This window comes from Enterobacter cloacae complex sp. P15RS (assembly GCF_014895905.1).
GTDB lineage: Bacteria > Pseudomonadota > Gammaproteobacteria > Enterobacterales > Enterobacteriaceae > Enterobacter > Enterobacter quasihormaechei.
On the sequence record NZ_JADBQL010000001.1, the window covers coordinates 124443 to 136924 of the forward strand.

Below are 12482 nucleotides of genomic sequence, written 5' to 3' on the forward strand. Positions count from 1 at the left end.
AATACAGGGCTATACGCCCTAATACCTCTTCGAACAATGACATATATCGCCGAACTCGGCTCTTTCTGGAGTCGCTTTGATGATGATAAAAAAAATCAGTGGTCGCCATGCTGCTTCTGGCCTGGTGGGTGTCTCAGCCTGCCTGCTTATAGGTAACACCGCTTTTGCGTGGCAACAGGAATATATCGTTTCAGATGCACAAAGTAATACGACAGAACGCTATACATGGGACGCCGATCACCAACCTCGTTATGAAGATATTCTCGCGGAACGTATTAACCATTCGCAGAATGCTGCGGGCTTTGCCCTGAACGACCCCTCCGGTTCGGATGCGGAAACCGTGCTGAGCGTTGGCTGGAATTTTCCCGTGACGGGACATTTCACGACCGGGCCGGTCATGGCGTGGCGCTCTGATGGCACGCCTCCCGCAACGGTGATTGCGTATGGCGATACAACCACCACGCAGACGCTGACCGACCCCCTCTGGCATGCCAGCGTGAACTCGCTGGGGTGGCGTGTGGATACCCAGTACGGTGATATACACCCCTGGGCGAAGATCAGCTACAACCAGCAGTCGGAGGAAGAATATTTGTATACCCTGGGCTTAAGCGCCAAATTTTAGGGTTGTTACTTTTTTAAACGCTGCGGTAACATATTTAATACAATAATGGCGCGGGTTGTGGCGATAGTGGTCACTCACATCTAAACGTTTTCTTTTCCGGCAAGGTCGTTCATTCCCGCTTCCAGGCATTTCATTCCGTTTCTCCTGCATTTCATGCCGTTTTACCCCTGGCGTTTTGGGGTTTTGTTTATCGTGTCCTCAGCGAATTTCCTTAATTTCTCTTGCAGGACACTGCCATGAACACATCAACCTATAACCGTACGCGCTGGCTGACGCTCTTCGGCACCATCGTGACCCAGTTCGCACTGGGCTCGGTCTATACCTGGAGCCTGTTTAACAGCGCCCTGTCTGATAAGCTCGGCGCGCCGATAAGCCAGGTGGCATTTTCCTTCGGCCTGCTGAGTCTTGGATTAGCGATTTCCTCTTCCGTGGCGGGCAAACTTCAGGAGCGCTTCGGCGTGAAGCGCGTGACCATGGCCTCCGGGATCCTGCTGGGCGTGGGCTTCTTCCTGACGGCACACTCCAACAACCTGATGATGCTGTGGCTGAGCGCCGGGGTGCTGGTGGGGCTGGCGGACGGCGCAGGTTACCTGCTGACGCTGTCGAACTGCGTGAAGTGGTTCCCGGAGCGTAAAGGGCTTATCTCCGCGTTTGCCATTGGTTCATACGGCCTGGGCAGCCTGGGGTTCAAATTCATCGACTCCCATCTGCTGGCCTCGGTGGGGCTTGAGAAAACCTTTATGATCTGGGGCGTGATTGTGCTGGTGATGATCCTCTTCGGCGCCACGCTGATGAAAGATGCCCCGCAGCAGGAAGTGAAAACCGTTAACGGCGTGGTGGAGAATGATTTCACCCTCGCACAGTCCATGCGTAAGCCGCAGTACTGGATGCTGGCGGTGATGTTCCTGACGGCCTGCATGAGCGGTCTGTATGTTATTGGCGTGGCGAAAGATATCGCGCAGGGGATGGTAAAACTGGACGCGGCGACGGCGGCGAACGCGGTAACGGTCATCTCCATCGCTAACCTCTCGGGTCGTCTGGTATTGGGTATCCTGTCTGACAAAATCGCCCGCATTCGCGTGATTACGCTGGGGCAGGTGATCTCCCTGGTGGGCATGGCGGCGCTGCTGTTTGCACCGCTGAACGAGGCGACCTTCTTTGCGGCGATTGCCTGCGTCGCCTTTAACTTCGGCGGCACCATTACCGTCTTCCCGTCGCTGGTGAGCGAGTTCTTTGGCCTGAACAACCTGGCGAAAAACTACGGCGTCATTTATCTCGGCTTCGGTATCGGCAGTATCTGCGGGTCGCTGATCGCCTCGCTGTTCGGTGGCTTCTACGTGACCTTCTGCGTGATATTTGCCTTGCTGATTATCTCGCTGGCGCTGTCGACCACCATTCGTCAGCCGCAGCGCGAGGCTTATAAAGAAGCGCATGCATGATTCGATGAAAAGGGGCCTCAGGGCCTCTTTTTTTATCTCAACATCACTTCCGGACTTGTTATTTTGTAAAAATCTTCATCGATCACACTCTCTGCTGCCACTTTTCTTTCCCGCTGTGGTCTACTTATCGCGCTTGTAGACGTTTCTTATAACGGTTTCGCTCGCATCTACTTACTCTGTCAGCTTTCTCACTGAGATTCGGCGGGTCTTTATACCCCTTCCCCCAGGGTTGTTTGCATGAAATATATTAGGTCTCTTACCCAGCAAAGATTGTGTCTGATGCTGGCTGTCTATATCGGTTTGTTTCTGAATGGCGCGGTACTGTTCAGACGCGTGGAAGGTTATTTCGAACACCTCACCGTAAGAAATGGAATTTTTGCCGTCATTGAAGTGTTTGGCTCTATCCTGGCAACCTTCTTCCTGTTACGCCTGCTCTCGCTTTTTGGCCGACGTACATGGCAAATTCTGGCCTCGCTGGTGGTGATTATCTCTGCCGCCGCAAGCTATTACATGACATTCATGAACGTGGTCATTGGCTACGGTATTGTCGCCTCGGTGATGACCACGGACATCGACCTCTCGAAAGAGGTGGTGGGTCAAGGGTTCATCATGTGGACGATTTTGACCTGCTTGATCCCGCTCTTCTTTATCTGGAGCAATACCTGCCGCTATACCCTGTTACGCCAGCTGCGTACCCGGGGACAGCGCATCCGCAACGTCGCCGTCGTTCTGCTGGCAGGCCTGCTGGTGTGGGCGCCGATTCGCCTGATGGAAAAACAGCAAAAACGCATCGAAAAAGCGACGGGCGTTGATATGCCGAGCTATGGCGGCGTGGTGGCTAACTCGTATCTGCCGTCCAACTGGCTATCCGCGTTAGGTCTTTACGCCTGGGCACAGGCGGACGAATCCAGCGATGTGAAATCACTGATTAACCCGACCAAAAAGTTCACCTACCAGGCGCCGGCTGACGGGCTGGATGATACTTACGTGGTCTTCGTTATCGGCGAAACGACGCGCTGGGATCATATGGGTATGCTCGGCTATGACCGCGATACCACGCCGAAACTGTCGCAGGAGAAGAATCTGGTGGCTTACCGCGGCTATTCCTGCGATACCGCCACGAAGCTCTCGTTGCGCTGTATGTTTGTGCGTGAAGGCGGGGCGAGCGATAACCCGCAGCGCACCCTTAAAGAGCAAAACGTGTTTGCGGTTCTGAAGCAGCTTGGATTTAGCTCCGATCTGTTCGCCATGCAAAGTGAAATGTGGTTCTACACCAACACCATGGCGGATAACATCGCCTATCGTGAGCAGATTGGCGCCGAGCCGCGTAACCGTGGAAAGAACGTTGATGACATGCTGCTGCTCTCCGAGATGGAACAGTCGCTGAAAAACCATCCGCAGGGTAAGCACCTTATCGTTCTGCATACCAAAGGATCACACTACAGCTATTATCAGCGTTACACGCGTGATTTCGCCAAATGGACCCCTGAGTGCGTCGGCATTAACAAAAACTGTAGCAAGCAGGAGCTGATTAATGCCTATGACAACTCGATTCTGTATGTGGACACCTTCCTCAGCCGGGTGATCGACCAGCTTCGCGATAAGAAAGCGATTGTGATTTACGCAGCCGATCACGGCGAATCCATCAACGAGAAAGAGCATTTGCACGGCACGCCGCGTAAGCTGGCGCCGCCTGAGCAGTTCCGTGTGCCGATGATCATGTGGATGTCGGATAAGTACCTGGAAAACCCGGACAAAGCCAAAATGTTTGCCCATCTGAAACAGCAGGCAGAGATCAAGGTTCCGCGCCGTCACGTTGAGCTCTACGACACCATTATGGGCTGTCTCGGCTACACCTCACCGAACGGTGGGATTAACGAAAACAACAACTGGTGTAAACTCCCTGATAACACCACAAAAGCCGCGCAGTAGCTGGTCTGGCGAGAATATCGCCAGTTGAATGGCTTTTTGAAAATAAGGGATTGACGAGGGGCGCACCTCAGCAGTAAGATGCGCTCCGCATTCGGCGAGTAGCGCAGCTTGGTAGCGCAACTGGTTTGGGACCAGTGGGTCGGAGGTTCGAATCCTCTCTCGCCGACCACATTCTAAAAAGGGCTAACCGCAAGGTTAGCCCTTTTTGCATTAACGCGTTACCCCGCCAGAGTCCCCAAAATATCCCTTAGCGCTGCTTCCCCCTGCCTGCTTGCGGTTTTGTGACATAATCCATTGTATTTTTTTATATATAGTTTGATCTTTTTTCGCGTTGCTTATGGATAACCTCAGCATTTTTCGCTGTGCGTTTTAACGTTCGCGGTATTTAGTGCTCAGATAATCACCATTCCGTAAGAAAATTTACCCAATCTGAATAAAACTTAATCACTGAGTGTTGCGAAATATGAAGTTAATTGTGCTGCATCATGGCGAGTAGCATAAATTTCTCTGCTGAAAACTGGCATTCAGGGTTTTTTTAATCTTTGTTTGCGGTTTCTCACACTCCACGTAAATCCCCGCCACCTGTATTGACGTTTTCACATTCTGTTGACAGATTGTAGGGCACGAGGGGCATTTCAGGGAGGATCTGCGCTGCAACTCAAACGCTCTTCTGAAAGGATTCTCTATCCCTTTTAACGCCTTCGGGCATCACCGACCGGACCGGGTAAAAAATAAATAAAGGTCAGGCGGCGTAACACAACAAAGCAAAACATCACATTGGAGCACAATAATGAGTATTTCCTTGAAGAAGTCAGGGATGCTGAAGCTTGGTCTGAGCCTGGTGGCCATGACCGTTGCAGCAAGCGTACAGGCAAAAACCCTGGTTTACTGTTCTGAGGGCTCTCCGGAAGGCTTTAACCCACAGCTCTTTACCTCTGGTACGACTTACGACGCAAGCTCTGTACCGATCTATAACCGTCTGGTTGAATTTAAAACCGGCACCACGGAAGTCATTCCTGGCCTGGCTGAAAAGTGGGATATCAGCGAAGACGGTAAAACCTATACCTTCCACCTGCGCCAGGGCGTGAAGTGGCAGGACAGCAAAGAATTTAAACCTACGCGCGACCTTAACGCCGACGACGTGGTGTTCTCCTTCGACCGTCAGAAAAATGCCCAGAACCCGTACCATAAGGTCTCTGGCGGCAGCTATGAATACTTCGAAGGGATGGGCCTGCCGGATCTGATCGCTGAAGTGAAGAAAGTGGACGATAAAACCGTTCAGTTCGTGCTGACGCGTCCGGAAGCGCCATTCCTGGCTGACCTGGCCATGGACTTCGCCTCTATTCTCTCTAAAGAGTACGCGGACAACATGCTGAAAGCCGGCACCCCGGAAAAAGTGGACCTGAACCCAATCGGTACCGGCCCGTTCCAGCTGCTTCAGTACCAGAAAGATTCGCGTATTCTGTATAAAGCCTTCCCGGGTTACTGGGGCACCAAGCCACAGATCGACCGTCTGGTCTTCTCCATCACGCCTGATGCATCCGTGCGTTATGCAAAATTGCAGAAAAACGAATGTCAGGTGATGCCGTATCCAAACCCGGCTGACATCGCGCGCATGAAGCAGGACAAGAACATCAACCTGATGGAGCAGGCGGGCCTGAACGTGGGTTATCTCTCCTTCAACACCGAGAAGAAACCGTTCGATGACGTGAAAGTGCGTCAGGCGCTGACCTACGCGGTGAACAAAGAAGCGATCATCAAAGCCGTTTACCAGGGCGCGGGCGTTGCAGCCAAGAACCTGATCCCACCAACTATGTGGGGCTATAACGACGACATCAAGGACTACACCTACGATCCTGAGAAAGCGAAAGCGTTGCTGAAAGAAGCGGGCCAGGATAAAGGCTTCACCGTGGAGCTGTGGGCGATGCCGGTACAGCGTCCATACAACCCGAACGCACGCCGTATGGCGGAAATGGTTCAGGCTGACTGGGCGAAGATTGGCGTACAGGCCAAGATTGTGACCTACGAGTGGGGCGAGTACCTGAAGCGCGCCAAAGCGGGTGAGCACCAGGCGGTCATGATGGGCTGGACCGGTGACAACGGGGATCCGGACAACTTCTTCGCCACCCTGTTCAGCTGTGCGGCAGCGAAAGACGGTTCCAACTACTCTCGCTGGTGCTACAAGCCGTTTGAAGACCTGATCCAGCCGGCGCGTGCGACCGACGATCACAACAAACGTATTGAACTGTACAAGCAAGCGCAGGTTGTCATGCACGATCAGGCTCCGGCGCTGATTGTTGCTCACTCCACCGTGTACGAGCCAGTGCGTAAAGAAGTCAAAGGCTACGTGGTTGATCCACTGGGCAAACACCACTTCGAAAACGTGTCTGTTGAATAATTAAAAGCAACGCCAGGCGGCGCTGCGCTTGCACTGGCCTACGGTAAGTAGGCCGGGTAAGCGTAGCGCCACCCGGCAGCAGTGCTTTATTCCCTCCCCATCAGGTGAGGGGATAAGATTTGTGAGCAATACAGACGTCACGCCACTGAGCGTGCGTCATCAGAGAGAATCCGGGTTATGTTGCAGTTCATCCTCCGACGTCTGGGACTGGTTATCCCGACGTTTATCGGTATCACCCTTCTCACTTTTGCCTTCGTCCATATGATCCCGGGTGATCCGGTGATGATTATGGCGGGCGAGCGTGGTATCTCCCCTGAACGTCATGCGCAACTGCTGGCTGAACTCGGCCTTGATAAGCCGATGTGGCAGCAGTACCTCCACTATATCTGGGGCGTCTTGCACGGCGATTTAGGCATTTCACTGAAAAGCCGACTTCCGGTGTGGGACGAGTTCGTGCCGCGTTTCCAGGCGACGCTTGAACTGGGCATCTGCGCCATGATCTTTGCGACCGCGGTGGGGATTCCCGTTGGCGTACTGGCTGCCGTTAAGCGTGGCTCTATTTTCGACCACACCGCCGTTGGCCTGGCACTGACCGGCTATTCCATGCCTATCTTCTGGTGGGGCATGATGCTGATCATGCTGGTATCGGTGCAGTGGAACCTGACGCCGGTCTCCGGGCGCGTCAGCGATATGGTCTTCCTTGATGACACCAACCCGTTAACCGGCTTCATGCTGATTGATACGGCGATCTGGGGCGAAGAGGGCAACTTCATTGATGCGGTTGCGCACATGATCCTGCCTGCAATGGTGCTGGGCACCATACCTCTGGCGGTGATCGTGCGTATGACCCGTTCTTCCATGCTGGAAGTGCTGGGCGAAGACTATATTCGTACTGCCCGCGCCAAAGGCCTGACCCGTATGCGCGTCATCATCATTCATGCCCTGCGTAACGCGATGCTGCCGGTGGTTACCGTTATCGGTTTGCAGGTGGGTACGCTGCTGGCGGGGGCGATCCTGACCGAAACCATCTTCTCCTGGCCGGGCCTCGGACGCTGGCTGATTGACGCGCTGCAACGCCGTGACTATCCGGTGGTGCAGGGTGGTGTACTGCTGGTCGCGACGATGATTATCCTCGTCAACCTGCTGGTCGATTTGCTGTACGGCGTGGTGAACCCGCGTATTCGTCATAAGAAGTAAGGGGCCATCATGTCACAAGTTACTCAAAATAAAGCGGTCTCTGCGCCGGTGCCTATGACGCCAATGCAGGAGTTCTGGCACTACTTCAAGCGCAACAAAGGCGCGGTCGTCGGGCTGGTGTATGTTTCCATCATGATCCTGATTGCGGTGTTTGCGAACTTCCTCGCCCCGTATAACCCGGCGGATCAGTTCCGCGATGCGCTGCTCGTGCCGCCAGTCTGGCAGGACGGCGGCAGCGTTGCCCATCTGCTGGGCACCGATGACGTGGGCCGCGATGTGCTGTCGCGCCTGATGTACGGCGCGCGCCTGTCGCTGCTGGTTGGCTGCCTCGTGGTGGTGTTGTCGCTGATCATGGGCGTGGTGCTCGGCCTGGTGGCGGGCTACTTCGGCGGCATCGTTGATAACGTCATCATGCGTATCGTCGATATCATGCTGGCATTGCCTAGCCTGCTGCTGGCGCTGGTGCTGGTGGCGGTCTTCGGCCCGTCGATAGGTAACGCCGCGCTTGCGCTGACGTTTGTTGCGCTACCGCACTACGTGCGTTTAACCCGTGCGGCGGTGCTGGTGGAAGTGAACCGCGATTACGTTACCGCTTCTCGCGTGGCGGGTGCCGGTGCGATGCGCCAGATGTTCATTAATATCTTCCCGAACTGCCTTGCGCCGCTGATCGTTCAGGCGTCGCTCGGTTTCTCTAACGCCATTCTCGATATGGCCGCTCTTGGCTTCCTTGGCATGGGTGCGCAGCCGCCAACACCGGAGTGGGGCACCATGCTCTCCGACGTGTTGCAGTTCGCGCAAAGCGCCTGGTGGGTCGTCACCTTCCCGGGTCTGGCGATTCTGCTGACGGTGCTGGCATTTAACCTGATGGGTGATGGTCTGCGTGATGCGCTTGATCCCAAACTGAAGCAGTAAGAGGCACGAGATGGCGTTATTAAATGTAGATAAATTATCCGTGCACTTCGGCGACGAAGGCACACCGTTTCGCGCCGTGGACCGTATTAGCTACAGCGTAAATCAGGGCGAAGTGGTTGGTATTGTTGGGGAGTCTGGCTCGGGTAAATCCGTCAGCTCGCTGGCGATCATGGGGCTGATTGATTACCCCGGCCGCGTAATGGCGGAAAGTCTGGCTTTCAACGGTCAGGATCTGAAGCGTATTTCCGAGAAACAACGCCGCCAGCTGGTGGGCGCGGAAGTGGCAATGATCTTCCAGGACCCCATGACCAGCCTGAACCCGTGCTACACCGTCGGTTTCCAGATTATGGAAGCCATTAAGGTGCATCAGGGCGGCAATAAGAAAACCCGACGTCAGCGCGCTATCGATCTGCTGACGCAGGTGGGTATTCCCGATCCGGCATCGCGTCTGGACGTTTACCCGCATCAGCTCTCCGGCGGGATGAGCCAGCGCGTGATGATCGCCATGGCTATCGCCTGTCGGCCAAAGCTGCTGATTGCGGATGAACCGACAACCGCGCTGGACGTGACCATCCAGGCGCAAATCATCGAGCTGCTGCTGGAGTTGCAGCAGAAAGAGAACATGGCGCTGGTGCTGATTACGCACGACCTGGCGCTGGTGGCGGAAGCGGCACACAAAATCATTGTGATGTATGCGGGCCAGGTGGTGGAGACCGGAAGTTCGCACGATATCTTCCGCGCGCCACGTCATCCGTATACGCAGGCACTGCTGCGCGCGCTGCCGGAGTTTGCTCAGGACAAGGCGCGTCTGGCGTCGCTGCCGGGCGTGGTTCCGGGCAAATACGACCGTCCGCAGGGCTGTCTGCTTAATCCGCGCTGCCCGTATGCCACGGACAAATGCCGCGTTGACGAGCCAGAGCTGAATCTGCTGGCCGACGGTCGACAGTCAAAATGCCACTACCCACTCGATGATGCCGGGAGGCCAACACTATGAGTACGCACCAGGCCACCACGCAACAGCCGCTGTTGCAGGCTATCGACCTGAAAAAACATTACCCGGTGAAGAAGGGGATTTTTGCTCCTGAACGCCTGGTGAAAGCGCTGGACGGCGTCTCCTTTAGCCTCGAACGCGGTAAAACGCTGGCGGTAGTAGGGGAGTCAGGCTGCGGGAAATCCACGCTGGGCCGTCTGCTGACGATGATTGAAACGCCCACCGGCGGTGAGCTTTACTATCAGGGCCAGGATCTGCTCAAGCACGATCCGCAGGCGCAGAAGCTGCGTCGTCAGAAAATCCAGATCGTGTTTCAGAACCCGTACGGCTCTCTGAACCCGCGAAAGAAAGTCGGGCAAATTCTGGAAGAGCCGCTGCTGATTAACAGCAGTCTGAGCAAAGAGCAGCGTCGTGAAAAAGCGCTGGCGATGATGGCGAAGGTGGGCCTTAAAACCGAGCATTACGATCGCTACCCGCACATGTTCTCTGGCGGCCAGCGCCAGCGTATTGCCATCGCCCGCGGTTTGATGCTTGATCCGGACGTGGTGATCGCCGATGAACCCGTCTCAGCGCTCGACGTGTCCGTGCGCGCGCAGGTGCTTAACCTGATGATGGATTTGCAGCAGGATTTGGGGCTGTCGTACGTGTTCATCTCGCACGACCTGTCCGTGGTTGAGCACATTGCCGATGAGGTGATGGTGATGTACCTGGGGCGCTGCGTGGAGAAGGGGACGAAAGATCAGATCTTTACTAATCCGCGTCACCCGTACACCCAGGCGCTGCTGTCTGCGACGCCGCGGCTTAATCCGGATGACCGCCGTGAGCGAATCAAACTGACCGGCGAGCTGCCGAGCCCGCTGAACCCGCCGCCGGGCTGCGCGTTCAACGCCCGCTGCCGTCGCCGCTTTGGTCCGTGCACGCAGTTGCAGCCACAGCTGAAGGATTATGGTGGACAGCTGGTGGCCTGCTTCGCGGTCGATCAGGATGAAAACGGCGAAAAGCCGCAGGCATAAAGAAAAAAACCGGCGTTAAGCCGGTTTTTTTTACGTCTGAGGACTACTTCCGTAAACGAATCTGGTCGACGGCGTGTTTCTCGCTCTTGGTGAGGATCAGGCTTGCACGTTCGCGCGTCGGCAGGATGTTCTCTTTCAGGTTTACGTAGTTGATCTCATTCCATAGCCCTGTCGCCACGTTGATAGCTTCTTCTTCAGAGAGCTGGGCGTAGTTATGGAAGTAGGAGTCCGGGTCGGTGAACGCCCCTTCACGGAACTTCAGGAAGCGGTTGATATACCAGCGTTGCAGCAGTTCTTCCGGCGCATCCACATAAATTGAGAAGTCGACAAAGTCAGAGACAAACACGTGATGCGGATCGTGAGGATAATCCATCCCGCTTTGCAGAACGTTTAACCCTTCCAGAATCAGGATGTCGGGCTGCACAACCGTTTTGTCGCCATCCGGGATACGGTCGTAAATCAGATGCGAGTAAACCGGTGCGGTGACGTTAGGCACGCCCGATTTTAAATCAGAGACAAACTTCACCAGGCGGTGCATATCATAAGAAAGCGGGAAGCCCTTCTTCTTCATCAGGCCGCGTTCTTTCAACACCTCATTGGGATGCAGGAAGCCATCGGTGGTGATCAGCTCCACGCTGCGGTGCTCCGGCCAGCGGCTCAGCAGCGCCTGTAGCACGCGCGCGGTGGTACTTTTACCCACTGCCACGCTGCCCGCAATACTGATGATATAAGGAATACGTTGACCGTTCGTGCCGAGGAACTGTTCCAGCACGGCCTGACGACGCAAATTGGAGCTGATATAGAAGTTAAGCAAGCGGGAGAGGGGGAGATAGATTTCCGCCACCTCTTCCAGGGAGAGATCTTCGTTTATCCCTTTTAGCCGTGCGATTTCACCTTCCGTCAGCGTCATAGGGACGGAGTCACGCAGGGCTGCCCACTGGCTACGGTTAAACTGAAGATAGGGCGTCATTAACGTTTGCTCTTTTTTGCTCATAAGCATGCTTCTGTGAACCATCACGAAACGGCGGGTGCGGGCTCATCACATAGTTAATTTTGGACAATGGGCAGGAGGTTAACACCAGATGAGAGGAATAATAAGAAAAAATATGGGAAAGCGATGCTTAACCGGATAGGTATCACCTGGGGCTATAGCGTGCCGAAATCAGCCGTTCATGTTGAATTTTTAACCGTGAGCGGATGAATTTACAGCGGTTAGCCCTGGTTTCGAATAAAATGTGAGCGAAAGAACGTTTTATGCAATTTTTTAGTTGCATGACTGCGCAGGTCTCCATAGAATGCGCGCTACTTGATGCCGACTTAGCTCAGTAGGTAGAGCAACTGACTTGTAATCAGTAGGTCACCAGTTCGATTCCGGTAGTCGGCACCATCAAGTCCGGTGGGGTTCCCGAGCGGCCAAAGGGAGCAGACTGTAAATCTGCCGTCACAGACTTCGAAGGTTCGAATCCTTCCCCCACCACCACTTTCTGGCAGCGTCAACGCCGCCGGAGCTGGTTGGAAAAATTGACCAGCTCGAACAGAAAAGAGAGAAATCTCTTTTTTTGTTACAGAAAGAACTGGGTAGCCGAGTTTCAGGATGCGGGCATCGTATAATGGCTATTACCTCAGCCTTCCAAGCTGATGATGCGGGTTCGATTCCCGCTGCCCGCTCCAATACGTGCTGATATGGCTCAGTTGGTAGAGCGCACCCTTGGTAAGGGTGAGGTCCCCAGTTCGACTCTGGGTATCAGCACCACTTCACTTCTCCCTCCCTTTCTCTCTGTTTCAATGTAAATGTATTCAACAGTTCAGGCATTTTCGCCTGGTTGATGTGGTGATATCACCGATTTATCCGTGTCTTAGAGGGACAATCGATGTCTAAAGAAAAGTTTGAACGTACAAAACCGCACGTTAACGTCGGTACTATCGGCCACGTTGACCATGGTAAAACAACGCTGACCGCTGCAATCACTACCGTACT

The 12482-nt window shown here is 54.5% G+C and carries 10 protein-coding genes and 5 tRNA genes; 14 read left to right on the top strand and 1 reads right to left on the bottom strand.

Features of this window, described 5'->3' with window-relative positions; genetic code table 11:
- Positions 1-79: 79 nt before the first annotated feature.
- The 9 genes from IM267_RS00620 to dppF all read left to right on the top strand — a co-directional run bounded on the left by IM267_RS00620 (position 80) and on the right by dppF (position 10504).
- Positions 80-622 (top strand): lipase, encoded by a 543-nt coding sequence (locus IM267_RS00620; protein WP_193032466.1) that lies wholly within the window; start codon positions 80-82, stop codon positions 620-622.
- Between the two features lie 236 nt (positions 623-858).
- On the top strand, positions 859-2061 hold the full coding sequence (locus IM267_RS00625) for an MFS transporter (protein ID WP_063452207.1): 1203 nt from the start codon (positions 859-861) through the stop codon (positions 2059-2061).
- Positions 2062-2298: 237 nt separating this feature from the next.
- A complete protein-coding gene (eptB, locus tag IM267_RS00630) occupies positions 2299-3993 on the top strand; it encodes a kdo(2)-lipid A phosphoethanolamine 7''-transferase (RefSeq protein WP_063868894.1) in 1695 nt (564 codons plus the stop codon).
- 92 nt (positions 3994-4085) lie between these two features.
- Positions 4086-4162 (top strand) — tRNA-Pro (locus tag IM267_RS00635).
- 621 nt (positions 4163-4783) lie between these two features.
- A complete protein-coding gene (gene dppA, locus IM267_RS00640; RefSeq protein ID WP_063452209.1) occupies positions 4784-6391 on the top strand; it encodes a dipeptide ABC transporter periplasmic-binding protein DppA in 1608 nt (535 codons plus the stop codon).
- Between the two features lie 177 nt (positions 6392-6568).
- Entirely contained in the window at positions 6569-7588 is a 1020-nt protein-coding gene (gene dppB, locus IM267_RS00645; RefSeq protein ID WP_022646696.1) for a dipeptide ABC transporter permease DppB, read from the top strand.
- Between the two features lie 9 nt (positions 7589-7597).
- Positions 7598-8500, top strand: coding sequence for a dipeptide ABC transporter permease DppC (gene dppC / locus IM267_RS00650; RefSeq protein WP_063452210.1), 903 nt, complete (start codon positions 7598-7600; stop codon positions 8498-8500).
- A 10-nt stretch (positions 8501-8510) separates the two neighbouring features.
- A complete protein-coding gene (dppD, locus tag IM267_RS00655; protein WP_193032467.1) occupies positions 8511-9494 on the top strand; it encodes a dipeptide ABC transporter ATP-binding protein in 984 nt (327 codons plus the stop codon).
- Positions 9491-10504: a dipeptide ABC transporter ATP-binding subunit DppF gene (gene dppF / locus IM267_RS00660; protein ID WP_063452212.1), complete on the top strand. Its 1014-nt coding sequence runs from the start codon at positions 9491-9493 to the stop codon at positions 10502-10504. The genes dppD and dppF overlap by 4 nt, the downstream gene beginning before the upstream one ends.
- A gap of 43 nt (positions 10505-10547) precedes the next feature.
- Here dppF and coaA read toward each other — a convergent pair whose 3' ends face one another.
- Entirely contained in the window at positions 10548-11498 is a 951-nt protein-coding gene (coaA, locus tag IM267_RS00665; RefSeq protein ID WP_063868899.1) for a type I pantothenate kinase, read from the bottom strand.
- A gap of 317 nt (positions 11499-11815) precedes the next feature.
- Here coaA and IM267_RS00670 point away from each other — a divergent pair.
- The 5 genes from IM267_RS00670 to IM267_RS00690 all read left to right on the top strand — a co-directional run.
- Positions 11816-11891, top strand: a tRNA-Thr gene (locus IM267_RS00670).
- Between the two features lie 8 nt (positions 11892-11899).
- Positions 11900-11984: transfer RNA gene (locus IM267_RS00675), tRNA-Tyr, on the top strand.
- A 116-nt stretch (positions 11985-12100) separates the two neighbouring features.
- Positions 12101-12175: transfer RNA gene (locus IM267_RS00680), tRNA-Gly, on the top strand.
- 6 nt (positions 12176-12181) lie between these two features.
- Positions 12182-12257: transfer RNA gene (locus tag IM267_RS00685), tRNA-Thr, on the top strand.
- 118 nt (positions 12258-12375) lie between these two features.
- On the top strand, positions 12376-12482 hold a 107-nt coding region (locus tag IM267_RS00690; RefSeq protein ID WP_001785379.1), incomplete at its 3' end, for a GTP-binding protein.

Bases quoted from the DNA above. Each gene is read 5' to 3' on its own strand.
- IM267_RS00620 (WP_193032466.1), top strand. From the start codon at position 80: ATGATGATAAAAAAAATCAGTGGTCGCCATGCTGCTTCTGGCCTGGTG.
- IM267_RS00625 (WP_063452207.1), top strand. From the start codon at position 859: ATGAACACATCAACCTATAACCGTACGCGCTGGCTGACGCTCTTCGGC.
- eptB (WP_063868894.1), top strand. From the start codon at position 2,299: ATGAAATATATTAGGTCTCTTACCCAGCAAAGATTGTGTCTGATGCTG.
- dppA (WP_063452209.1), top strand. From the start codon at position 4,784: ATGAGTATTTCCTTGAAGAAGTCAGGGATGCTGAAGCTTGGTCTGAGC.
- dppB (WP_022646696.1), top strand. From the start codon at position 6,569: ATGTTGCAGTTCATCCTCCGACGTCTGGGACTGGTTATCCCGACGTTT.
- dppC (WP_063452210.1), top strand. From the start codon at position 7,598: ATGTCACAAGTTACTCAAAATAAAGCGGTCTCTGCGCCGGTGCCTATG.
- dppD (WP_193032467.1), top strand. From the start codon at position 8,511: ATGGCGTTATTAAATGTAGATAAATTATCCGTGCACTTCGGCGACGAA.
- dppF (WP_063452212.1), top strand. From the start codon at position 9,491: ATGAGTACGCACCAGGCCACCACGCAACAGCCGCTGTTGCAGGCTATC.
- coaA (WP_063868899.1), bottom strand. From the start codon at position 11,498: ATGAGCAAAAAAGAGCAAACGTTAATGACGCCCTATCTTCAGTTTAAC.